General features: G+C 41.4%; 26 protein-coding genes. 5 read left to right on the forward strand and 21 right to left on the reverse strand.

Features of this window, described 5'->3' with window-relative positions; all coding sequences use genetic code 11:
• The first annotated feature begins 61 nt into the window (after positions 1-61).
• Positions 62-625 carry a hypothetical protein gene (locus K8O68_RS21100; RefSeq protein ID WP_230898711.1) on the forward strand — a complete coding sequence of 188 codons (564 nt, stop codon included), beginning with the start codon at positions 62-64 and terminating at the stop codon, positions 623-625.
• Here K8O68_RS21100 and K8O68_RS21520 read toward each other — a convergent pair whose 3' ends face one another.
• The 10 genes from K8O68_RS21520 to K8O68_RS21145 form a co-directional block, all read right to left on the reverse strand.
• Positions 626-757: a hypothetical protein gene (locus K8O68_RS21520; protein WP_255717403.1), complete on the reverse strand. Its 132-nt coding sequence runs from the start codon at positions 755-757 to the stop codon at positions 626-628.
• Between the two features lie 29 nt (positions 758-786).
• Positions 787-1,497: a Crp/Fnr family transcriptional regulator gene (locus tag K8O68_RS21105; protein WP_230898712.1), complete on the reverse strand. Its 711-nt coding sequence runs from the start codon at positions 1,495-1,497 to the stop codon at positions 787-789.
• Positions 1,498-1,677: 180 nt separating this feature from the next.
• Complete coding sequence (locus tag K8O68_RS21110; protein WP_230898713.1) at positions 1,678-3,204, reverse strand: NarK family nitrate/nitrite MFS transporter; 1,527 nt, start codon at positions 3,202-3,204, stop codon at positions 1,678-1,680.
• A gap of 84 nt (positions 3,205-3,288) precedes the next feature.
• Positions 3,289-4,581: an MFS transporter gene (locus tag K8O68_RS21115; protein ID WP_230898714.1), complete on the reverse strand. Its 1,293-nt coding sequence runs from the start codon at positions 4,579-4,581 to the stop codon at positions 3,289-3,291.
• Between the two features lie 76 nt (positions 4,582-4,657).
• Positions 4,658-4,864 (reverse strand): hypothetical protein, encoded by a 207-nt coding sequence (locus tag K8O68_RS21120; protein ID WP_230898715.1) that lies wholly within the window; start codon positions 4,862-4,864, stop codon positions 4,658-4,660.
• Complete coding sequence (locus K8O68_RS21125) at positions 4,857-5,390, reverse strand: Rieske 2Fe-2S domain-containing protein (protein WP_230898716.1); 534 nt, start codon at positions 5,388-5,390, stop codon at positions 4,857-4,859. The genes K8O68_RS21120 and K8O68_RS21125 overlap by 8 nt, the downstream gene beginning before the upstream one ends.
• Before the next feature lie 39 nt (positions 5,391-5,429).
• The gene (locus K8O68_RS21130; RefSeq protein WP_093050053.1) at positions 5,430-5,972 is read right to left on the reverse strand and encodes a 4Fe-4S dicluster domain-containing protein; all 543 of its coding nucleotides are present in this window, start codon (positions 5,970-5,972) and stop codon (positions 5,430-5,432) included.
• Positions 5,973-6,013: 41 nt separating this feature from the next.
• On the reverse strand, positions 6,014-8,137 hold the full coding sequence (fdhF, locus tag K8O68_RS21135) for a formate dehydrogenase subunit alpha (protein ID WP_230898717.1): 2,124 nt from the start codon (positions 8,135-8,137) through the stop codon (positions 6,014-6,016).
• Positions 8,138-9,283 (reverse strand): MFS transporter, encoded by a 1,146-nt coding sequence (locus K8O68_RS21140; RefSeq protein ID WP_230898718.1) that lies wholly within the window; start codon positions 9,281-9,283, stop codon positions 8,138-8,140. It lies immediately after the preceding gene.
• A 395-nt stretch (positions 9,284-9,678) separates the two neighbouring features.
• Positions 9,679-9,969: a HesB/YadR/YfhF family protein gene (locus K8O68_RS21145; protein ID WP_230898719.1), complete on the reverse strand. Its 291-nt coding sequence runs from the start codon at positions 9,967-9,969 to the stop codon at positions 9,679-9,681.
• 136 nt (positions 9,970-10,105) lie between these two features.
• Here K8O68_RS21145 and K8O68_RS21150 point away from each other — a divergent pair, with 136 nt between their 5' ends.
• Positions 10,106-10,798: a Crp/Fnr family transcriptional regulator gene (locus K8O68_RS21150; RefSeq protein ID WP_230898720.1), complete on the forward strand. Its 693-nt coding sequence runs from the start codon at positions 10,106-10,108 to the stop codon at positions 10,796-10,798.
• 414 nt (positions 10,799-11,212) lie between these two features.
• Here the strand turns inward: K8O68_RS21150 and moaD are convergent, their stop codons facing one another.
• The 6 genes from moaD to ctaG all read right to left on the reverse strand — a co-directional run bounded on the left by moaD (position 11,213) and on the right by ctaG (position 15,472).
• Entirely contained in the window at positions 11,213-11,452 is a 240-nt protein-coding gene (moaD, locus tag K8O68_RS21155) for a molybdopterin converting factor subunit 1 (RefSeq protein ID WP_230898721.1), read from the reverse strand.
• Positions 11,449-11,919, reverse strand: coding sequence for a molybdenum cofactor biosynthesis protein MoaE (locus K8O68_RS21160; protein ID WP_230898722.1), 471 nt, complete (start codon positions 11,917-11,919; stop codon positions 11,449-11,451). The genes moaD and K8O68_RS21160 overlap by 4 nt, the downstream gene beginning before the upstream one ends.
• Positions 11,912-12,442 carry a molybdopterin-guanine dinucleotide biosynthesis protein B gene (mobB, locus tag K8O68_RS21165; RefSeq protein ID WP_230898723.1) on the reverse strand — a complete coding sequence of 177 codons (531 nt, stop codon included), beginning with the start codon at positions 12,440-12,442 and terminating at the stop codon, positions 11,912-11,914. The genes K8O68_RS21160 and mobB overlap by 8 nt, the downstream gene beginning before the upstream one ends.
• Positions 12,439-13,734 (reverse strand): molybdopterin molybdotransferase MoeA, encoded by a 1,296-nt coding sequence (locus K8O68_RS21170; RefSeq protein WP_230898724.1) that lies wholly within the window; start codon positions 13,732-13,734, stop codon positions 12,439-12,441. Before K8O68_RS21170 ends, mobB begins: the two co-directional genes overlap by 4 nt.
• Positions 13,735-13,907: 173 nt before the next feature.
• Complete coding sequence (locus tag K8O68_RS21175) at positions 13,908-14,540, reverse strand: SCO family protein (protein ID WP_230898725.1); 633 nt, start codon at positions 14,538-14,540, stop codon at positions 13,908-13,910.
• Between the two features lie 17 nt (positions 14,541-14,557).
• On the reverse strand, positions 14,558-15,472 hold the full coding sequence (ctaG, locus tag K8O68_RS21180; RefSeq protein WP_230898726.1) for a cytochrome c oxidase assembly factor CtaG: 915 nt from the start codon (positions 15,470-15,472) through the stop codon (positions 14,558-14,560).
• A gap of 166 nt (positions 15,473-15,638) precedes the next feature.
• Here ctaG and K8O68_RS21185 point away from each other — a divergent pair, with 166 nt between their 5' ends.
• Both K8O68_RS21185 and K8O68_RS21190 read left to right on the forward strand, forming a co-directional pair.
• Positions 15,639-16,463: a Cof-type HAD-IIB family hydrolase gene (locus K8O68_RS21185; RefSeq protein WP_230898727.1), complete on the forward strand. Its 825-nt coding sequence runs from the start codon at positions 15,639-15,641 to the stop codon at positions 16,461-16,463.
• Positions 16,464-16,559: 96 nt separating this feature from the next.
• Positions 16,560-17,015: a GNAT family N-acetyltransferase gene (locus K8O68_RS21190; RefSeq protein ID WP_230898728.1), complete on the forward strand. Its 456-nt coding sequence runs from the start codon at positions 16,560-16,562 to the stop codon at positions 17,013-17,015.
• 56 nt (positions 17,016-17,071) lie between these two features.
• On the opposite strand, the gene K8O68_RS21195 is transcribed toward K8O68_RS21190, so the two are convergent.
• The 4 genes from K8O68_RS21195 to K8O68_RS21210 all read right to left on the reverse strand — a co-directional run bounded on the left by K8O68_RS21195 (position 17,072) and on the right by K8O68_RS21210 (position 20,493).
• Complete coding sequence (locus tag K8O68_RS21195) at positions 17,072-17,377, reverse strand: AzlD domain-containing protein (RefSeq protein WP_230898729.1); 306 nt, start codon at positions 17,375-17,377, stop codon at positions 17,072-17,074.
• Positions 17,374-18,096, reverse strand: a complete 723-nt coding sequence (locus K8O68_RS21200) for an AzlC family ABC transporter permease (protein WP_230898730.1) — start codon at positions 18,094-18,096, stop codon at positions 17,374-17,376. Before K8O68_RS21200 ends, K8O68_RS21195 begins: the two co-directional genes overlap by 4 nt.
• Positions 18,097-18,274: 178 nt before the next feature.
• The gene (locus tag K8O68_RS21205) at positions 18,275-18,544 is read right to left on the reverse strand and encodes a NifU N-terminal domain-containing protein (RefSeq protein ID WP_230898731.1); all 270 of its coding nucleotides are present in this window, start codon (positions 18,542-18,544) and stop codon (positions 18,275-18,277) included.
• Positions 18,545-19,377: 833 nt separating this feature from the next.
• The gene (locus K8O68_RS21210) at positions 19,378-20,493 is read right to left on the reverse strand and encodes a transposase (RefSeq protein ID WP_230898732.1); all 1,116 of its coding nucleotides are present in this window, start codon (positions 20,491-20,493) and stop codon (positions 19,378-19,380) included.
• An 87-nt stretch (positions 20,494-20,580) separates the two neighbouring features.
• Here K8O68_RS21210 and K8O68_RS21215 point away from each other — a divergent pair, with 87 nt between their 5' ends.
• Positions 20,581-20,718: a ribbon-helix-helix domain-containing protein gene (locus tag K8O68_RS21215; RefSeq protein ID WP_230898733.1), complete on the forward strand. Its 138-nt coding sequence runs from the start codon at positions 20,581-20,583 to the stop codon at positions 20,716-20,718.
• Between the two features lie 84 nt (positions 20,719-20,802).
• Here K8O68_RS21215 and K8O68_RS21220 read toward each other — a convergent pair whose 3' ends face one another.
• The gene (locus K8O68_RS21220; protein WP_230898734.1) at positions 20,803-21,408 is read right to left on the reverse strand and encodes a hypothetical protein; all 606 of its coding nucleotides are present in this window, start codon (positions 21,406-21,408) and stop codon (positions 20,803-20,805) included.
• Positions 21,409-21,467: the final 59 nt, after the last annotated feature.

The raw sequence follows: 21,467 nt of genomic DNA on the forward strand, positions 1-21,467 counted from the left end.
TTTTACTGATTTGTTATCATGGTTATATCAGAAACTGTAAATGCACCGGGAGGTTGTCAATATGTTAGTTGTACGTTTAAATTATAAAACCGAAAGCGGAGTTTTCCCTGTTTTATCCAAATACGGGTTTCAATTTAAAGGTAATGCCTACGAAAAAAATTTAAAATCAGCCGCTTTTTCAGTAGTTATGACTCACAAGAATGACGAGAAAGTGCTGGAAGCTGTTTGCGAAGACGAAATTTCGTTTGACGGATGTAAAGAATTGTATGCTCTTATTGCCCACTTGTCTGAACACTTGCAGGCGGAGGTGGATGATAAAGAAGCCATGCTCGGGTATGATTCAGAAGGCAGACCCGCCTACTTATATCACGGATTTACGGCTTGGAGAGAATTTATAAATAAGGCTAAGCACCGTTCAATGGAAGGCTTCACAGTAGAAGTATTCGATGGTAAAAAGTTACTGGGAAGAGGTATTCTCATTCAGTCAGATGTTTCTTCTCGAACTAAACAAGGGCAGAAACAGACGCCATTCTGTACAATTATCTCTTCTGAAGGAGAGGAAACCTTTTTAGGAGATCACCTGAATATTATTCCCGTTACTGACGAGACAGGATTTAATATATAATTAATGATGACGTTTGCCGCTGAAGAGGAAGTAAACCAGCCACACATGTGCCTGTAAAATAACCTTTTCTGCGGCAGCTCCGGTTATCTGAATGACTGCTGTGCCATTCGCTGCCGTGCTTTTTTTAATCAAAAAAAAAGGCTCTCTCATAAGTAGCCCTTTTAGATGGTGCAGATTTCTACGGGGCAGTCCCCGCAGTGTAAATAGTCTTTTAAAAATTCTATTTTGTGGATCGTAATATAACCGTTTTTCATGGACAGGACACCTGTTTTTTTCAAGTCATTTAATAATCTGTTTACACTTTCTCTCGTTGTTCCTATATAATTAGCAATGTCCTGATTAGTAAGGTGGACATTAATAAATATTCCATCTTCACTCATCATTCCGTAGGAGTTGCTGAACCTGATCAGCGTAGAATAAATGGCACCAGTTTTTCCACAAAGAATAAGGTCTCTGAACTTAGCCTGGGTAGACTGAGTATGCCTGGCAAACCATTTCATAAAAGCGACTGCTATTTCGCCATTTTCGCGAAAAAGTTCTTCCAGCGTATGGCGGTCAAAACGGACGAGTGTGGCATCTTCAATAACTTCAGCTGTGACACTGATAGCCATTTCATTGAATAAACCCACTTCACCAACAAGTTCATCTTTTTGCTTTAAATGCACGGAGAATTCTTTTCCTTCAGATGTCATTTTGCTTAACCTGACTTTTCCGGATCTGACGAGGTATACATGTTCAGGAAAATCGCCTTCATAAAACAGAAAAGTGCCGTTTCTAACATTAATTTGCAGTCCATTTTTTAAGAGAAGTTCTCTGTTTTCGGCAGACATTTCGTTAAAAAAACGTTTCATTTTTAATTCTTGTTTTTCCATGTTCTTCCCCGCTTTCTCTTAAAGAATGTCCCAAAGCATTCCCAACGAATTTGTTTTTCTATATTTACATGTTAACACTATTAAGAAAGTATAAAGTGGAAAAAGATGTCTAATTTATGACTTTTAGTAAAATTAAATGCCCTGCGGATGACCCGCCAGGGCATTTTACTATCATGATCTTCAGGCCGAAGCCGTTTTTCTTTCAGGCGCTTCCCCATCGGTTCCTTCAGATTCTTCGTCTCTGCTAAGCGCTTTATCAACTGAAGACAACTCATATTCTTCCCCGTGAGCTCCCTTAGGCTCATCTAAAAAGAACAGACAGAATAAGAAACTTCCAAAAGCTCCAGCCGCTAAGATAAAGAAAAAGGTTTGCGGAGTTACAAGAGTATAGATTGTTAAATAAACAACAGCCCCTACATTTCCATACGCCCCGGCCATACCGGAAATCTGCCCGGTAATCCTTTTTTTAATAAGAGGGATGACAGCAAAGGTGGCTCCTTCTGCCCCCTGTATAAAAATTGATGTGGCAACTGTTACAGCGATGGCAAGGATCAGCGGCCATTCAGAATTGATAAACGCCATGCCGAATAGCCCTGATGAAATACCGAACATGTAAAATAGCATCACTGTTTTCCGTTTTGACATCTTATCCGATAGCCAGCCCCCAAGCGGTCTGGCAAACAGGTTAACAAATGCAAATGATGATGCAATCAGTCCTGCAGCCATTGGCGAAAGATTAAATGTAATCAGAAAAAATAATGGCAGCATAGAAACGATAGCCAGTTCCGCTCCAAAGTTAGCAAAATACGTGGTATTGAGAGCGGCAACGTTTCTGAATTTGTATTTATCGTCCTCCGGAACCCCGTTCCTTAAGATTGGCAGATTGACTCGGAGAATTTGGGTAATCTGATAGACAAGCACTACAAATAAAATGGCAAATACGATATACATCGCCTGTTCTGAAACGAACTCAAGATTTTTCAGCCGCCAAGTTAACAAACCTAAAGCCCCTGCAAGCGGAAGCGTCCATAAGATTAACTGGATCATATCCCCGTATGTGCTGACTTCCATAGCTGCCACTTTCCTCGGCTTTTGATATGTTTTGCCTTCCGGAGTATCAGAGACGGAAAACCAATAAATGATTCCGTAAACTATACAGGCTACCCCGGTAAAGGCAATAGCATAACGCCAACCTTCATCCCCGCCGAACGCAGTAATAGCCAGCCACGGCAGAACGATTGCAGCTACAGCTGAACCGAAGTTCCCCCATCCAGCATAAAACCCTTCTGCAAAACCGACGCTTTTAGGCGGAAACCATTCAGACACCATACGAATGCCTACGACAAAGCTCGCGCCTATGGAGCTCAATAAGAGCCTGGAAATAAACAGCTGTGTCCACGTATTACCAAATGCAAACATAAAAGTCGGAATGGCCATAACAATTAATAAAATTGAGAAGACCCGGCGCGGGCCGTATTTATCTAACAGCATTCCAATTACAATGCGGGCAGGAATAGTTAAGGCAACGTTCAGAATAGCCAGTGCAGCGATGTGATCTGTTGTCAGCCAGCCTACTGAAGCGACCATTGTACCGGAGAGAGGTGCCATGTTAAACCAGGCGAAAAAAGAAACGAAGAAAGCTCCCCATGTTAAATGCAGTGTTCGTGTTCTGGGATTATTAAACTGGAATAACTCTTTGATTTTCATAGACAGCGCTCCCTTTTATGAAGAGGCAGTGAGCTGGTGATTTTACAGTAGTCCGAATCACTCAGCCCTGCTGCCAACCATTTATCAGCACTTCACTTCAGCACCTTTTCTTGAGTAATAATACCAATGAATTCCAAGACTAATAACATAATAAACTATAAAGATAATTAACGCCAGATTTGCCATTCCCGTAAGGCTGATTGACCAGCCAAACAGACTGGGAATTAAGAATGCGCCATAGGCAGCAATAGCCGATGTAAACCCAAGCACAGCCGCTGCTTCTTTTTGCTCAAAAATAAATGGAATCATTCTGAAGGTCGAACCATTGGCAATTCCTGTAGCAATAAATACGATAATAAACATAGTCAGGAATCCGGCAAAGTTACCTGCGTTATAGAAATACATAACACCTAACGTACCAGCTATGAGAAGAATTATATCCCAAAATGTTACAAAAGCTCCACCCAGTTTATCAGAAAGCCAGCCTCCTACAGGACGGATCAGCGCACCAAGGAGCGGGCCGATAAAAGCAATCTGGAACACATTCACTTCCGGAAACTCGGTACGGGTCAATAACGGGAAGGCCGCAGCATAACCGATAAAAGATCCGAAGCACATCGTATACAGCCAAGTCATAATCCATGTATGCTTGTTTTTAAATATTACTGCCTGTTCTTTAAAAGAGGCTTTCACGCCTGGAAGGTTATCCATACCGAAGAATGCAGCAATCACTGTCAATACGATTGGAAGGACCCAAATAAAGGCAGCATTCTGCATATATACTTCTGAACCGTCCCCCATCACTTGTGAGCCGCCGCCTAAAGGACCGAACAGTGCAATAGTGATAACGAGCGGCGATAAAAGTTGAACAGCACTGACACCAAGGTTTCCAATACCAGCGTTTAAACCTAAGGCAGTTCCTTTCGCTTTTTTAGGGTAAAAGAAACTGATGTTAGACATACTGGAAGCAAAGTTTCCGCCTCCAAAACCGCAGAGTGCAGCAAGAATAGCCATTGTAATGAATGGTGTTTCCGGATTTTGTACTGCCACTCCTATCCCTATTGCAGGGATAAGAAGAGAAGCCGTACTTATTATTGTCCAGTTTCTCCCTCCGAAAACAGGGACGAGAAAAGTATAAAATATTCTTAAGGTTGCTCCTGTTAATCCTGGAAGAGCGGCTAAGAGAAATAACTCACTTTCTGTATAGGTGAAGCCGATATCATTTAAGTTAGCTGCTATGACAGACCAGATCTGCCAGACAGCGAAGGCTAAAAACAAAGCTGAAATGGAAATCCATAAATTCCGCCTGGCATGGTATTTCCCTTCTTGTTCCCAAAAAGCCTCATTTTCCGGCTCCCATTTTTTAATTCGTGGCATGACGATCTCCCCAATCTATGTTAAAGTTTTCACATTTCCGGTCCAGCCGGGTCCTCTATATCTAATTAACCTGTCTTTATTGCTGATTTTCTTCTGCATATTCAAGTTTTCTCCAGTTAAGAAATACAAAAAAAGCTATAAATGCTGAAACAACGGAAATCCCTGAATAAATAACAACTTGATTAAATTCTTGTCCTAAATAAGATTCCACTGTCCATTGAACCATTACGACGTTGACTGCTATTGTCACAAAGATAAGTATCCAGCACATTTTTTTATCCATGGCGGTACTTCCTTCCCGTGGCATAAACTATTCCATTCTCTACTTCAATTTCGATTAACGGCAGCTCCCTCTGGGGCGGCCCTTCTACCGGCTGGCCGTTATTGACATCAAAGTACCCTTTATGGCATGGACAAAGCAGAATGTCTTCTTCCTTCTTATAAAAGACTGGGCACATAAGGTGTGTACAGGCAGAATTATAAGCAACCAGATCTCCGTTCACGGTGTGGACGAGAATCGCCGGGTCATTGTCTGTCGGATAATTAAAGGTCATTGACTCCCCTTCACCTAATTGATCCAGACGGCCTATTTCCACCCGCTCATTCTCCTCTTCAGCCATTCCCATCATCGCTCGTACGCTGAAGGGTACGGTCGACAGCCCTAAAGCTATCGACGCTCCTGCAGCAGTTTTAAGAAATGCACGGCGGTTATATTTCAGATCATCTTTCTGATCCACGTTTTTCGTCAGGTTTACCATGTCAGACTTTGAGTTTTTAAGATTCCGTCCTTTTTTACACTCGTTAGTCATTGTCCCTTCTCCTTTCTTTGAGCATGAATAACTCAGCTCTTAATCGGAATAGACCCCGAAGAATTCAGGCACATAATCCCATTTATTATTTTCTGAAGGTTTCTTCCCTTCAATTAAGTTCATCTGGGTACGGCGTCTTCTTAAATCCATCATCTCGTCATGATCAATAAAACGGATTGCATCAGACGGGCAGACAGAGGCACACATTGGTGCAATTTCATGCTGTGTTCTGTCATAACACATATCGCATTTGTACATTTTGTTTTCTTCAAAATCGAACTTCGGTATTCCAAATGGACAGCCGAAAGTGCAGTTTCTGCAGCCAATGCATTTCTCCTCCATTGCTGAAAGGACGACACCTTCTTCAGTAATTTGAATAGCGTTGGCCGGGCACACCCTTGCACAGGCTGGATCTTTGCATTGCATACAAAGCATAGGGTACGTTTGCCGGTTTTCAAAGAAGTCTACATATTCCACATAATTACGTTCTTTAGCATCATGTCCGCCGCATTCACGGCAGGCCGCCTGACACGCCCGACAGCCAATACAGCGTTCAAACTCCAAGTACATTACTTTTCTCATTCTTATAACCTCCTGCTGTTTTGGTTGGCCGTTTTGTTTTATTAAGCTTTTCTCAGCTTGACGGCACATACCTTGAACTCCGGCATCCTTGATGTAGGATCAAGAGACGGATTTGTAAGTTTATTTACTGACAGTTCTTTGCCCCAGTGGTATGGGATGAATACGTGGTCTTTCCGTATCGCTTTAGTTATTTTTGCTTTAACTTTCATATTGCCGCGCCTTGTTTCCAGGTAGACGTAGTCGCCGTCCATGAAAGCGTATTGAGAAGCAAGTTCAGGATGCATTTCAACGTAAGGTTCCGGGCACTTTTCCATTAAAAACTGGGTTCTCCTCGTCTGTGTGCCGGATAAATAATGAAAGACAACGCGTCCAGTGGTTAACGTATGCGGATAATCCTCAGTCGGAACTTCACCTGGTTCCTGCCACAATACTGCCGGGAGATTTGCTTTTCCGTCAGGTGTGCCAAAAGATTCTCTGAACATAGTCGGTGTACCAGGGTGGTCCTCGTCCGGGCAAGGCCAGAAGACCCCATCCTCTTTCTCAATCCGATCGTACGTTATTCCATAGTAATCTGCCTTGCCGCCTTTAGAAGCAAGCCGGAACTCTTCATAAATTTCAGGTACATTTTTATATGGAAAGAATTTTCCTTTTCCCATTCTCTCTGCGATCAGCTGCATAATTTCCCAGTCTGTTTTAGATTCACCGAGTGGCTCTCTCACTTTTCTGATTCTGATTACACGGCCTTCAAGGTTGGTTGTTGTCCCTTCGTCCTCAGCCCATGTGGTAGTAGGTAAGACGACATCTGCAAATTCTGCTGTTTCTGAAAGGAAGAAATCAGAAACGACCATGAAATCCAGCTTTTTAAAACTGTCCCAGATATAATGGTTATTTGGAGCAGAGACGGCCGGATTGCTGCAAATAACATGCATTGAACGGATGTTTCCATTTTGGATCTCGTCAAACATCTCATACGCTGAAACTCCCGCTTCAGGCATTTCTTCAGGCTTAATTCCCCAAACTCCGGCTACATATTTTACATGCTCAGGGTTATCTATTTTCCGGTACCCTGGAAGTGCATCGGCTTTCTGACCATGCTCTCTTCCCCCCTGACCGTTCCCCTGGCCTGTAAAAGTAGCCACTCCGGATGCAAACTTTCCAATTTGCCCTCTTAACAGAGCCATGGACGTATATAAGGCAACGTTATCTACTCCTTTGTTTTGCTGCTCTACGCCCCGTGCGAACATAACAACAGACCGTGGAGACTGGCCATATATATGGGCTGCTTTTATGATTTTTTCTGCCGCTACACCTGTTAGTTCAGACGTATATTCCGGCGTGAAAAGTTTGACGGCTTCTTTCAAGCCAGCATAGTTATTACATCGTTCATTAACATAAGTTTCATCAACGTATCCTTCGCGTATTAGAAGATGCAGCATGCCGTTTGCAAGGGCTGAATCTGTTCCTGCCTTTAAATCCAGATGGACGTCTGCAATTCTCGCTGTCGGCGTCTCCCTTGGATCTGCCACAATCATCTTTGCCCCTTTATCTCTCGCCCGCCATAACCACTGAATTGTGGTTGGGTGGCATTCTGCTGTATTGGTTCCCGCCATGAAGAAACAATCGGTATGTTCAAGTTCCGGCCAAGGTAAGGTTGATCCCCGGTCAATTCCCAACGTTTTCATGAAGCCGCCTGCTGCTGAAGACATACAGAACCTTCCGTTATAATCAACGTATCTTGTTCCTAAAGCGACGCGGGCATACTTTCCGACGAGATAGCATTTTTCGTTGGTCATTGAGACTCCGCCAAACACTGACAATGCATTTTTTCCATGTTCAGCCTGCAGCTTTTTATAATTTTTTTCTATAAGATCCAAAGCTTCTTCCCAGCTGCTTTCAACAAATTCTCCGTTTTTCTTAATAAGCGGTTTTTTAATTCTTTCCGGGTGGTCTACAGTCTGATAAGCTGTAACCCCTTTAGGACACATTTTTCCCATCGTCACCGGCCAGTCGTAACGCGGCTCTACCCCTACGACCTTTCCGGACTTTTTATTTACTCTAATATGCATTCCACACTGCATGCCGCAATAGCAGCAATGAGTTGTAATAAGCTTTTCACCGTCGTGCTTCAGATTTTTAACTCCTGGTTTTACCACAAATTGTGTCATTTATAATTCCTCCTTGCCTGAATGGGCTGGCTGATAAAAGTCTTCTGACCGTTTCCGGCCAAATCCCGGCATGTGTATACCATTATTTGTTTGGACAGGGGCTGCTTTCCCCGCTCCCTTAGGTAAGTTCAACTGGCTCATTACCCGAAGTTTCCTGCGGCAGGCCGGACAGTAGTCAGCCAGCCAGTCTCCCTCATCATTTTTTAAATCAAATGCCTGAGCCCCTAAGATGGCTTTTACATCTTCTATCTGCTCATCGTTCGAATAAAGTTCTCCGCAGCCTGAACAGTCTCTCGTATCTACTCCCGGAGTTTCCTGATAGTTCATCGGCACTGAAGCAGCCATTGGCCTCATAGGGAGATGCACAAGCTTCCCGAATGGAAAATACACAAGGAAAACGACGACTGTAATCTGATGGATTAAAGCTAATTGAGGGTGCATCCATCCGCCTAAAAGTTTGTATGAGACTGTCAGGAACAAACCTGTTAATGTTACTGCGAGAAGCAAATATAGAGGAAATAAATCAAATTCTGCCCTCTGAGTGACTTTAAGATCTTTATCACGAATTCTTCTGATGATTGCCATTGCAAGCCCTATTAACAGCATCGATGCTGTTATATTCAAGCCTTCAAAAAACATTTGGGCAAGCCAGCCGTCTGCCGCCATTTGAATTGTCGGGATGTTAAAAACAACCATTTGGTAAGTTGACGAATCGACCAGTTTAAAGTGCATCCATCCCAGTGTGAGACCGAAAGTGATCGCCAGAGAGCCGATGCATCCCCAGGCGATCAGCCAATGCTGGATACCTCTGTAGACGCCTCTCTTAAAAATATATTTTTGGAGTAAAATATTATCTATTAAGGTTTTAAAAATGGCTTTTCCATTTCTCTTCTGGCTGTTCTTTGACTTCATTTTTTGAATAGACCGCTTAATGACTTCATGTGTAGCCGGTCTCATTATCCAGGAAGTCAGCCGCACGGTCATGCCGATAAAGAAGATAAACGTTGAAACCATATAACCGAACAGCATCCAATCCATATGTGAAAATTGCCCTGTTCCAATCCACATGGACATAAATAAGATGACAACTACAATAAATGAGTACATACTTGATTTTGAATAAAATGATTTTTCTAATTGACTCATTATGGAACCCCCTTCTGAAAAACCTCGTTTAGTCAGGTGAACTATGTGATCTGCCCAACAGGTTGTTTTTCCTCATTCATAATTAATTTGTTAATTTCATTTTAGTGTCTGGGGGGAGGAGTCACTGTGCAATCAGTCACAGCGAATGTGTGATTTTCGTCACACCAAACAGGTAAATATGGCGATTTTATTAACAACAATCGTAAGAATGGCTCAACAGCAGTATTTATGAAAAAAACGATGGTTCGGAAGTTCACATAAATGTCAAAATGACAGGCTTGAATAGGGTAGACTTTTAAAGAAGCGACTTTTTAAACATAAAACATAAAAAACCGTTAATGAAAGACTGACCTTTCATTAACGGTGCGCTTTAATATTTATTATATTTAACTTATTTAATCTGCATAGTTATAAGAGACTTCCTGTTTTTCTTCATCATAAGTCACTTTTAAATCTTTTCCGTCGAAATACCATTCATCTTTTTTTTCTACGTAAAACAAAATACCATCTTTTTCAACTGAAGCCGCTTCTTCTTCCGGGGCTTTAACGGTAACGCCCAATGAAAAGCCTGATTGAAAGTTTCCGCACCCTCCATATCTGGCAAAAAACTGTACATGATCACCTGAAGTGACTTCCAGTTCATTTTTAAACCAATCCAGTGCCTGTTCGCTTATTATTACTTGCATTTTTTCCCTCCACTCTCATACTCTTTTTCATATGTTATTCCCTTATATTAATCAGGGAAAACACTTTATAAATAGGGTCTAATTTTTGGTAAACTATAGGTAACAACTGAATTAATTGAAAGAGCAGGTGATTATTTTGTCTACCAAGTCTTTTTTGCATAATATACCGGTATTTGCGCCATTGCCTGATACCATTAAAGTGAAACTTGAGGAAATTATCCTGACTAAAGCCGTTACAAAAGGAGAAGTCCTGTTTAGGGAAACAGAACCAGCTGAATCCTTATACTTTATCAATGAAGGAAAAGTTAAATTAACTAAAAGCAGTGCGGACGGTAAAGAAATTGTATTAAATATCAGGCAAAAGGATGAGATTTTTGCTGAAGTGGCTTTATTCAGCCCTGAGGAAACGACTTATCCGGCCACTGCTACTGTTTTAGAAGGCGGGAGCGTCTCTTATATCCGCAATGAAGACCTGGAAATGATGCTTCTGGAACATCCTGAATTAGGTATGCCTATTTTCCGTATTATGGCAGAGCGGTTAAGAATCTCCCAAACGACGTTACGGGATGTGGCTTTGTACGGAAAGTTGAGCGCTTTAGCTGCCACTCTTGTAAGGTTAACAGAAGATTACGGAATTAAAAAGGAAGACGGTATTTATATAGATATTAAGCTGACCCATGAAGATTTAGGAAATTTTTTCGGTGCTACCCGGGAAAGTGTGACACGAATGATGAATCAGCTGAAAAAGCAAAAAATACTCTCTAAAAAACAAGGTTATCTTGTTATTCATGATTTAGAGGAATTAAAAACATACATGCATGATGCCTGATTACCTGCGTCTTTCCCCGCTTTTTTTCACCGGCAGGTATTTTGGGCTTATGGAGTAATGTTTTTTTACGGGGGTCAGAAAATTACATTAGTACCTCTTCTTTTAATGATAATTAACTGGTCTTCAGCAAAAAAGAAGCGGCTGCTCGGGCAGCCGCTTTTCGTTCATATGATTGGGGGTCATAAGAACTTTAGTCATTCACATGTTTTGGGTTTGTTACGCCTTGTTCGGTTTGGCAAACACTGGTTTTGGGGTAGCCAGCTGCCAAATACGTTGGGTTCTTAAATAAAGGAAGTAAAACTATGCACCGCCCAAAAACGATGAGCAATGAACACTTCTAGTGTAAAAAAATCAGCCGGATTATTCCGTGATTCCCGTCACACTCTCACACCTTTTTTGTGAACGTTCTATGACTTATCCGCCGCTTACCGGTGGAATAAAAGCAACCAGGTCGCCTTCACGGACCACGTCCTGATCGTCTGCGTATTCTTCGTTAATAGCCATCATAGCTGAATTGAACGCGGAGACTTCCGGATATTTTTCCAGAAGTGTGTTTCTGACTTCTCCGGCTGTCATTTCGGTGCCATCTATTTCAATCTGGCGCGTTCCCACCTTTTCTTCCAGCTCAGCAAATAATAATATCCTTATACTCAATTTAAATCCCCCTTTTCAGGTTTTCCTTCAGGGTACGGCTTATGTTCAAGCTGGTCTCCCATCCATTTTTCCCCATCTTCCCAATGTTCTTTTTTCCAGATAGGCACGATTTCTTTTATTCTTTCAATTGCATATCTGCTGGCTGCAAAAGCATCCGCCCGGTGAGGAGTAGAGACAGCTATAACAACAGCAATATCTGAGATAGCGAGCTCACCAATCCTGTGAGTAATAGCAACTTTTGATTCAGGATATTCTTTCTGAATTTCCCCGCCAATCTGGGCTAATTTTTTTTCAGCCATTGAGATATAGGCATCATATTTTAAATACACGGTTTTTTTCCCTTTTGTCAGTTCTCTCACTGTGCCGATAAAAGTATTTATCGCACCTGCATTTCTGTCTTCAACTTTATTTATTACTTCATTAATTTGTATTGGAGTATTTATAATTTCAAAATTATTATTATTCATCGTAGTCCCCTTTCTCCACTCGTTTTAAAAACCATTTGAGGTAGTCCTCCATATCCTCCATATAAAAAACAGGGAAAGTAAAGTTGTCAGAAACTAAATCCACAAGGCTTTTATCCCTGCATAAAACACATTTGATGTTAACAGCTTTCTTTAACAAAGGTAAATCATTTTCTGTCCTTAACAAAATGGTTTTCGGATATTTTTCTTTTTTATATCCTTCAATTAGAAGGACATCTAAAGATAAAACATTATAAAAATTAATAAAATCATTTAAACTGAATGCCCGGTTGTGCTGGAGTGTCAGAACCATCTCGCTGTCACTTGCGGCAAGTGTTCCACAGGCCCCCGCCTGTCTGTGTTTAGCTGTGTCTTTGCCAGCCGGCTCTTTAGAAAGCGGGGTACGGTCTCCATGATGCTTAATCGTGGCACAAGAATAGCCTGTCTTAGTAAGCATGCGGATAAGTTTAGCGGCTACGGTCGTTTTTCCTGAATTTGAATAGCCAACTATCTGATGTTTAATCATAATTTCTCATCCCTGGATTTTGCCGGGTCTTTTAACGGATTCTCACTTCCTTCGGAGGCTAAAAGTAAAATATCCACTTCATCACCTGATTTATACCCCCTTGAGCCTCCAGGAACTGCTACGAGGGCATCTGTATACGCTAAAGAAGTCACTACTTGCGACTTATCCATCCCGACCGGGCTGGCAAACACTTTTCCTTCTTTGAACTCAACCTTGCTTCTAATAAAACGGGTAAAAGGGTTAGGTTTTGGAAAGTCAACTGTTAACTTACCCTTTACTGTTTCTACATAGGGTTTTCCGGAGTGGAGATAACTGCGAATCCACGGTCTCGTGTATAATTCGAATCCTACAAAACAAGCTGAAGGATTTCCTGACAAACCGAATAATAGTTTTCCGTCCTTTTCAGCTACTGTTGTAACGCTGCCTGGCCTCATTGCAATTTTATTAAAGAGCACGTTTGCTCCAAGTCTGTTATAGATTTCAGGCAGAAAATCGAAGTCGCCGACAGAGACGCCCCCGGTTGTAATGAGAGCATCTACTTCGTTTAGCGCCTGTGCCACCGCATTATAACAGAGGTTAAAGTCATCTTTCAGCTTTCCGTAATATTTAGGCTCTCCTCCGGCCTGACGAATTTGAGAAATAATCATATAGGCATTGCTGTTACGGATTTTTCCAGGCTGTAAGTCGTCATCTATCTCAAGTAACTCAGTTCCTGTCGCATAGATGCCTATAACAGGCTTTTTGGCAACTGGAACCCTGTGATAGCCAAAAGTCGCCAGTACTGCGATGACCCCTGCCGTAATTTTTGTACCTGACCTGACTACTACTTCGCCTTGTTTGGTTTCCTCGCCTTTTTTTGAGACATAGTCGCCTGTCTGAAAAGGGCGCTTGATTTCAATGTAAGTCTTATCTTCTTGTGTGAACTCTTTTGCCAATTCAAACATGATAATGGCGTCTGTATTTTCAGGCATGACGGTACCGGTCATAACCCTGATTGCCTGACCGGGCATTACCGGCCCCTTAGCAACGTGACCTGCCCCTACAGTGTCTATAACTTCAAGCTGCACAGGATGAGTACTGTCTGCTTTTTCAGTATCTTCACTTCTTACGGCAAATCCATCCAGAGGGGACCGGTCAAAAGGCGGGATTGGATGGTCCGCAATAATATCTTCAGCTAAATAACGGTCTCCCGCTTCCATGAGCTCAATTAATTCTTTTTCGCCTTTCTTTTTATGCTTCATGACACGGCTTACCGCTTCACTCACCTTTACAGGTGTTCTAAGCTCATACATCGTGCCATCACATCCTTTCTTTGCAATCTCATTCTATTTTAACAATCTTAATGGTAGATTATAGGGACAATTTCGAAACTTTTTCCACAATTTATTATTTATAAACGTTAATTAACGCTCTGTAAGTGTTATTTATAATAAAAAAACTGCCTTGTTGACAAGGCAGCATCACTTTATTTAGCTTGGGTAACTGACTTTATATCTTCAACTGTGGCTTCTAAATCAAAATTATTTTCACCACTGTACATTCGGACAACTACACCTTCCGGGTTTACAAGGTAAAATCTTGTCGGATGCATAATGTCCTCTTGCTCGGGCAGTTCCTGTATTTGGGCTTTGAGTGACTCTAATGCAAATTCCCTTATCTCTTCCGGTGTATATCCCGTAAGGAAATCCCAATTTGAAAAATCTGCTCCGTAGGATTCACCATAGTCTTCCAGTCTTTCAGGTGTGTCAAACTCAGGATCGACTGTAAAAGAAACAATCTGGATATCTATTCCTTCATCCTCCAGTCCTTTTTGCAATGTAACCATATTAGGCGTCATTGTCATACAGACTGTGGGGCAGCGTGTGAAAATTGTTTTTGTAACCCACCATTCTCCTTGCAGCGTCTCATTGTTTACGACTTCTTCATACTGGTTAACTGCTTCAAAATCGACGAGTTCCCAAGGCTCTTCTGCCTGGGAGACATCAATAACTGCGTCTCCCTCTGTTGATTCAGAGGTGTCTTCATACAAAAAACTGCATCCTGTCGAAAGCAGAATAAGTGTTAAAAGACTCCCCGAAACAAACCACCACCTGCTCATATAATCCCTCTCTCTTTTTAGCCGTTAGTCTGGTACATTTCATATTCTTTAAGGTTTAGCTTCGGAGTATTTTCCCTGTCACGCTTCATCCAGAGCCTGAAGGTGTATCCCATTGCCACCCCATAAGCAAGCTCCTGAATGACTTTCATCATTGCGCCGCCAAACTGCTGATCATGCCTTGGGCTGAGCAAAGTCAGTGACTGCTCACCGGAAAACACTTCAAAAGGAATATCTGCTCCCGGAGGCAGGCAGTAAGCCATCGCTGTAGCCCACACAGACGGATCTGTATAGGTCGAATACAGCGGCTCCCCGGCAAATATAATGAGTACACAAGCAGGAGTAAAAAGAACCCCGCTCATGAACATATAGCCAATCCGTTTCAATTCGGATAAATCATATTTAGTTTTAAACCGCGGTATAATATGCCACCACATTAAAATGGCAGCCAAAAGCATAGCATTCTGATAAATATTATGATACCCTTCATTCGTCATAAGGTAGTCAAATGTCGCCGGCAAATGATAAAACGAAAAAATGGCATTAAATAAAATCAGCCCGAGTATAGGGAAACCGACAATTGTAAAAACTCCTCTGACCACTTTAAATCTCGCAAAAAACTTAAAAAACCAAGAAGGGATCCCTAATAATATTAACGGAGGAGCAACAAGATATACTATTGCCATGGAAAGCATATGCATGCTTAACATAATATGCCCCAACACATACAAAGGCCCGCCAAAACCTAAATAGATTGCTAATAAACCAAGGTGAAAATATATTTTACGTCTGAGAGAAACCGGTTCAGAATCCGGAAAACGATGCCTTAATTTAGTAATAATCAAAAAATATACTAAACTGACAACTCCCAGAACAACTAAAAGCTCAGGTGTCCAGATCGTCCGCGCAGTGAATGTAGAGAAAAATTGTTCCATGTCCTTATCCCCTGTCATTTTTTAAGATAACTTCTTCCACACGTATTTTAACATAACTCAACCATGTTATAGTATATTTATAACATGATTTTGTTGGAAATCCTATGGATTTGCTTATTTAAAGAAAAGCCTAGATGGCACATTATACTTACAGGAGGAACGTTTTATGAAACCGCATCTTATCGCTGTGGACCTGGATGGAACTCTGCTCTCAGATAAAAAAACTATTTCTAAACAGAACAGGTCTGCCTTATTCCGCTTAAGAGAGCTTGGCCATAAAGTCGTCATTGCAACCGGCCGTCCGTACAGGGCCAGTAAAGATTATTATCAGCAGCTTGCACTCGATTCTCCTATGGTTAACTTTAACGGGGCTTTTGTCCATCATCCGCAGAATCCGCACAGTTTTAAAACGAGGCATACCCCGCTTGATAAAAAAGTAGCTGAAACGATTATAGAAACGTGTGAAGCGTTACGAGTTAAAAATATCATGGTTGAAGTGAAGGATGACTATTATTTACGTTATTTAAATAAAGGGTTTGCTGAAGCCTTCACCTTGAATCAGTCCCCGGCTGCTTACGGCCACTTAAATAAGGTGGTCAATAAAGAACCCACTTCTATATTGATTCACCCGGATGATCAGCAGCATAGCGACCTTAAAAATTTATTATCAGAGGCACATGCCGAAGTTATTGAACAGCGTTCGTGGGGGGCCCCATGGAACATTATAGAAATTGTTAAGTCCGGTTTGAACAAAGCAGTAGGTTTAAAAGAGATAGCCAGTCATTTTGATATACCAAAAGAGAGAATCATCGCTTTCGGCGATGAGGATAATGATTTGGAAATGCTGGAATTTGCCGGGTGCGGAGTGGCAATGGGGAACGGAATTGATGAATTAAAGAACGTAGCAGACGTCACGACGGCTACAAATGAGGAAAACGGCGTATCCGCCTTTTTAAATGACTATTTTTCTCTTAACAACAGGTCTGAATGACACTAGCATTAACTGCGGGTCTTCAAGCCTGGAACACAGGTCCAGAAAAAGCATAAGACCGGCTGCTGTAACAATGAACTAAGGGAGAGAAGAAATGTGAGAATATTTAAAGTAGAAAAACCCGCCAGTATTGAACAGATTAAACAAATCACTTCTTTAATGATGGAGCAGATGAACAGCTTAAGTATTAATATGACAGAAGAATCTCTCTTAAAAACAGTGGAAAAAGCTCTCAAGGCCGACTCGGGAGCAGAGTTTTTTGTGGCCGAAAAAGAAGGGAAAATAGTCGGAGGAGCTTTTCTTAATACCGGGATCGGGTTAGATAAAGGCGGCGCCTACGTCTGGCTGAATGATTTGTATGTAAGAAAAGACTACCGCCGCCAGGGAATTGCCCGAAAACTACTTTTAAAAGTACTTTATTGGGCTGAACTTGAGGAGTTCAAAGGAATTGAACTCGAAACCGGTATTAACAACGCTGCCACAAAGAGATTGTATAATTCTTTAGGCTTTTACGATATTGTCTCCAAACGTTACGGGAGGACTCTGACTTAACGGTTATTCAGCTATGTGGTGCGGGAAGGACTCGTTGCTTGCTTCTCAGTTTCTTTTTAAACCACTAGCTGGATAACTGCAAGAAATATAATGGATCCTCCTACCACTGCAATGAGCGGAGCTCCCAGATAAGCCAAGCATACGGCGGCAGCTCCGCCTGCTATTCCGAACCAGATTGAATCATGAATATACAGGATCCCTGGAAAAATTAATGCGCCCAGCACAGCATAAGGTACACGTGCCAGCATCCGTCTTGACCAGCCCGGCCAATTTTCAGTCTGTAGCGTCAGCAGTGGAAGTAAACGGGGAATATAAGTAACAATCCCCATTCCTATAATTATCCCCAGCATGGTCATATTCATGTTTTTCTCCTCCTTATTACTTTTTGATCTATTCCCTCATATACTATAACAGCCAAAATTGTAGCACTCATAAGTGACCAGCCTGTAGAGAGCCATAGCTGAAACACGGCATTAAACACAGCCCCTAAAAAAGCCAGCCTGATGACAACCTTCCCCTCTTTTTTTACTGAAGGAATCAGTAATGCAATAAACAGAGCGTAGAGGGCGATTGCCATGCTTTCCGTGAGCAGTTCAGGTAAAAATGAGCCGGCAAAGTAGCCAATTCCCGTAAAACCTACCCAGCTTCCATAAGCGATCATGCCTACTCCTGTTATGTAATGGGTCCTGATCGGAGCCTCACTTGTGGAAGATACAGCGAACACTTCATCAGTGAGCAAGAAACCGTATAAAGCTCTGTTCAGTTTAGACCCTGATTCTGCCCGCTCCCTAATGGAGGCGCTCATTAATAAATGTCTAAAGTTTAATATAAAGGTAGCTGTAATAATTTCAGCAGCTCCTGATCCTAATGCCATCATTGATAAAGCCATATATTGTGCTGCTCCAGCAAACACGAGCATACTCATAAGCACTGCTTCAATACCTGATAGACCGGTTGCGCCAGCGAGCAAACCAAATGTGACAGCTACCGGCATATATCCAAAAGCTATAGGGATTCCTGCCGCTATTCCTCGTCTGAACCAGTTTATCTCAGTTGAATCCAGCGTCTCTGCTGATTCCATTATTTTTCCCCATTTCTGTATGTAGTTGGCAAATGTCTTCTTTATTTTAAAATATTACTGTAAACTGTCAAGCTTATTTCAGACGGGCCTGGAAGGCCGGCCAGTCTGCCTGGTGTCTTTTAAGCCACAAAAAAACAGGGAGAATTTTCTCCCCGTTCCTTGTGCCTTCGGAAAGCCGTCAATCATAAACCTTTCCAAAAGCCTCTTCGATTTTCGGAAGCAATGAATCCCAATCAGCATCCATTTCTTTATTGACCGTTACAAAGTCCTGAAAACCAAAAATGTTATCTACACCTTCGAGTCCCAGTAGTTCTTTTGCTAACGGATGATCTGTATCTTCCCCTTTTTTAAAAGAAGCACTTCCTGACCCTTCAAAAAGAACCTTATTTGCAGTAAATTTCATTGCGTTTGGATTTGGAGTTGGTTCGCCTCTTACTTCTATAGACATAATAAAAACCTCCCTCTATGTAAGTTAATTAATTTTAACATGTTTTATTCCTAAATATAAAGTTATCCATACTGATTTAAGAGAGCATACATAAAAGAAAGAAAGAAGCTGGGACAAAACTAAATTAAACTTGGGATAACCTAAGAATGAATTCACAATAGACCATAAGATGAGATGAGGTTCATAAACGCACTCGCTTGCCGCAGGCATCTCTTCAGCTCCTCGCAAAAATCGCCTGCGGGATCTTCAAAAGATGCTTTTCCTGCAGGCGTCTCGTGATTTTTGAACATAATCAATTTTTAGCTTTTTTGATTAAAGGACAGAAGGCGGCGACGCCACAGGGGGTAAGTCAGAAGATCCAGTTTAACGGGCTGTAAAAACACCGCTAAATACATTATTTTTCCGGTGAACGAAGGCGAGGACACCCAGAGGATGAGCGAAGTCTGAAAATCCACTTTCCCGAAGCAGTTCTTCGGGTGAGTTGAAGACAAGCCCTTGGGTAAGCCTTCGCCGAGAGTGAACCCGCAGATTAAATAATTAGGGTACAAGCCCCTGGGCAAGTGTCCGCCTGGCGGACTGAAATCACTCCTTTTCTCAAAAAGAAAGCCGAACAAAATTCGAAAATTTTTTTCGGCTTTCTTTTTTGATTACTATTCTATTGTCCAACCCTAATGGCCACACTCTATTGTTACCTATATAAAGACTCGTGAACTACCCACCACTTATCACCCTTACGGGTTGATTGAAGCGGGGGCTTCTTGGGTAATCGCCACTTTTGGTAGCTGACGAAATTGACCAAGCTAACCCTCTTGTTCCAAGAGTTTTTATTTTTATTAGACTATCGCTAATAGGCGTAAGCCTTCCTGTTTGATATTGATTGCTGAGTTGTGGTCACGATCTCCTTCGTACCCGCATGAACAAGAATATGTTCTTATACCCATTCGCATTGGTTGAGTATCCCCACATGAAGAACATAGTTGAGTAGAAGGGAACCATTTATCTATTTTCACAAATAGTTTCCCTTGTTCCTCTAGCTTGTACTTTAGGAAGGATGTAAACTTCCCCCAACCATTGTCATGAACCGATTTACCGAAATGAAGGGCTTGTGACATTCCTTTCATATTCAAGTCCTCAATCACTACCACATCATAGGTAGTGGCTAATTCTTTGGACTTGTGATGTAAGAAATTCTTTCTTTGATTGGCTGTTTTGTCATGAAGTTTTGCCACTTTTAAGCGTTGTTTTTCCCAACGACCAGAACCTTTCTTTCTACGAGATAAAATACGTTCTTCTTTGGCTAACTTCTCTAATGACTGCCGATAGAAACGAGGGTAATTGGCTTTCTCACCCTGCTCACTTTCTACATACAGACCATTCATAGCGTAATCCAAACCAACAACGTTCTTGATAGACTGTGGAACAGCCTTACATTCATACTCTGTAAGAATTGAAACAAAGTATTTACCTGTATTTGTGCAAGTTAATGTACACGATTTGATGACATGATGTTCAGGAATTTGACGATGTTGTTTTAGCTTTACCCATTTTAATTTAGGTAACTTCAATAAGCCATTTTCAAGGACAATGTTCCCATTAACGACATTCGTTGTGTAACTTTGTTTTGATTTTCGAGATTTGAATTTCGGAAACTTAGAACGCCCTTCATAGAAGTTTTTATATGCCTTTTGAACATTAAGCTGTGCGTTTGCCAGTGCAAGGCTATCGACTTCTTTCAACCACTCAAATTCGCTTTTATATTTAGCGGGAGTAGGAAATTTAGTTGTTTTAAGAATCGCTTTGTCATCCTTGAACTTCTCATAGTTTTCCATACGTTCGGAAAGCATTTTGTTATATACGAACCTCACGCAACCAAATGTTTTAGCCAACAATTGTTCCTGAACCAAATTAGGGTAGAACCTAAACTTATAAGCCTTGTTCCTTTTCATCATGCCACCTCCTTATGTACGTCATTTTTACGTATATATTGATTATACCGTATAAATACCGTACAATCAAGAGGAAGGAGAGTGACAGTTATGACTGATAAAGAACGAGTGGAAATCCGTATGCCGAAGGCTATATTAGAAAAAGTGGACAAGTATCAAGAGGAAAATGGCATCCCTACAAGGACTGCTACAATTTTAGAGTTGTTGAGAAAAGGAATGGAAAAGTAGTTTTGGCTAACGCCAACCGAAATTCATCCCCCACTTTACACTACGTAGGAAGTGGGGGGACTTCTTTCTGAAGTTCGTTAAAAATTAACATTGGGATTTAACAGAGCTGAGCTGTTTTTTGTTTAAGGCCAGTCTTGAAAGTATTTTCTTTAAATGTGTAATACTGCTTAGGTCGTTTTTATCGAGCGCCTCTTTTAATTCCATTAAATAATAATCAATCTCTGCATTAACAACAAACTGTTTAATTGAAGAATGCTGATTTTTATTCTGAGTTGATATAGAGCTGACGGAATCAGCAGCTGTAATTTCTTCTCCGTCTTCCGTTTTAAGGACTGAGACTATTTTTCCCTGGTCGAAATAACTTACACAGTGGATCCCATCTACAAAAGTCCGTACGACCCCGCTCCCGCCGCAATCGGTAATCAAATCTTCTATCGAAAGAGCCAGTTCTTCTGTGATTACCTCAAGCTCTTTCACTTCCACAAGTGTTTTTCTTTCACTTTCCAATTTCATAGGAATTAAAAGACGATCTTCTCCAGTCTGAATAACTAACTCAATACCGTTCTTGTCATGTCTCCACGTTAACTTATAATTTGAGGATAACAATTTATGAATAAACGACTTTAACATTGGACGGGGCAATTCGATCCTGATATCTTTAAACTGAGCACGGAAGGCAGGTTCGCTCATACGTATACTCCTTTCAATTTTCCTGAGTAAAAAGTAAATTTATATTATCCATTTTATGA

Source organism: Salipaludibacillus sp. CUR1, assembly GCF_021028955.1.
Lineage (GTDB): Bacteria > Bacillota > Bacilli > Bacillales > Salisediminibacteriaceae > Salipaludibacillus.

Bases quoted from the DNA above. Each gene is read 5' to 3' on its own strand.
- fdhF (WP_230898717.1), bottom strand. From the start codon at position 8,137: ATGACACAATTTGTGGTAAAACCAGGAGTTAAAAATCTGAAGCACGAC.
- K8O68_RS21140 (WP_230898718.1), bottom strand. From the start codon at position 9,283: ATGAGTCAATTAGAAAAATCATTTTATTCAAAATCAAGTATGTACTCA.
- K8O68_RS21210 (WP_230898732.1), bottom strand. From the start codon at position 20,493: ATGATGAAAAGGAACAAGGCTTATAAGTTTAGGTTCTACCCTAATTTG.
- K8O68_RS21105 (WP_230898712.1), bottom strand. From the start codon at position 1,497: ATGGAAAAACAAGAATTAAAAATGAAACGTTTTTTTAACGAAATGTCT.
- K8O68_RS21205 (WP_230898731.1), bottom strand. From the start codon at position 18,544: ATGTCTATAGAAGTAAGAGGCGAACCAACTCCAAATCCAAACGCAATG.
- K8O68_RS21195 (WP_230898729.1), bottom strand. From the start codon at position 17,377: ATGAATATGACCATGCTGGGGATAATTATAGGAATGGGGATTGTTACT.
- K8O68_RS21145 (WP_230898719.1), bottom strand. From the start codon at position 9,969: ATGCAAGTAATAATAAGCGAACAGGCACTGGATTGGTTTAAAAATGAA.
- K8O68_RS21115 (WP_230898714.1), bottom strand. From the start codon at position 4,581: ATGCCACGAATTAAAAAATGGGAGCCGGAAAATGAGGCTTTTTGGGAA.
- K8O68_RS21175 (WP_230898725.1), bottom strand. From the start codon at position 14,540: ATGAGCAGGTGGTGGTTTGTTTCGGGGAGTCTTTTAACACTTATTCTG.
- K8O68_RS21220 (WP_230898734.1), bottom strand. From the start codon at position 21,408: ATGAGCGAACCTGCCTTCCGTGCTCAGTTTAAAGATATCAGGATCGAA.
- K8O68_RS21170 (WP_230898724.1), bottom strand. From the start codon at position 13,734: ATGTATGAGCTTAGAACACCTGTAAAGGTGAGTGAAGCGGTAAGCCGT.
- K8O68_RS21160 (WP_230898722.1), bottom strand. From the start codon at position 11,919: ATGAATAATAATAATTTTGAAATTATAAATACTCCAATACAAATTAAT.
- K8O68_RS21200 (WP_230898730.1), bottom strand. From the start codon at position 18,096: ATGGAATCAGCAGAGACGCTGGATTCAACTGAGATAAACTGGTTCAGA.
- K8O68_RS21130 (WP_093050053.1), bottom strand. From the start codon at position 5,972: ATGAGAAAAGTAATGTACTTGGAGTTTGAACGCTGTATTGGCTGTCGG.
- K8O68_RS21100 (WP_230898711.1), top strand. From the start codon at position 62: ATGTTAGTTGTACGTTTAAATTATAAAACCGAAAGCGGAGTTTTCCCT.
- mobB (WP_230898723.1), bottom strand. From the start codon at position 12,442: ATGATTAAACATCAGATAGTTGGCTATTCAAATTCAGGAAAAACGACC.
- K8O68_RS21110 (WP_230898713.1), bottom strand. From the start codon at position 3,204: ATGAAAATCAAAGAGTTATTCCAGTTTAATAATCCCAGAACACGAACA.
- K8O68_RS21185 (WP_230898727.1), top strand. From the start codon at position 15,639: ATGAAACCGCATCTTATCGCTGTGGACCTGGATGGAACTCTGCTCTCA.
- K8O68_RS21120 (WP_230898715.1), bottom strand. From the start codon at position 4,864: ATGGATAAAAAAATGTGCTGGATACTTATCTTTGTGACAATAGCAGTC.
- K8O68_RS21215 (WP_230898733.1), top strand. From the start codon at position 20,581: ATGACTGATAAAGAACGAGTGGAAATCCGTATGCCGAAGGCTATATTA.
- K8O68_RS21125 (WP_230898716.1), bottom strand. From the start codon at position 5,390: ATGACTAACGAGTGTAAAAAAGGACGGAATCTTAAAAACTCAAAGTCT.
- ctaG (WP_230898726.1), bottom strand. From the start codon at position 15,472: ATGGAACAATTTTTCTCTACATTCACTGCGCGGACGATCTGGACACCT.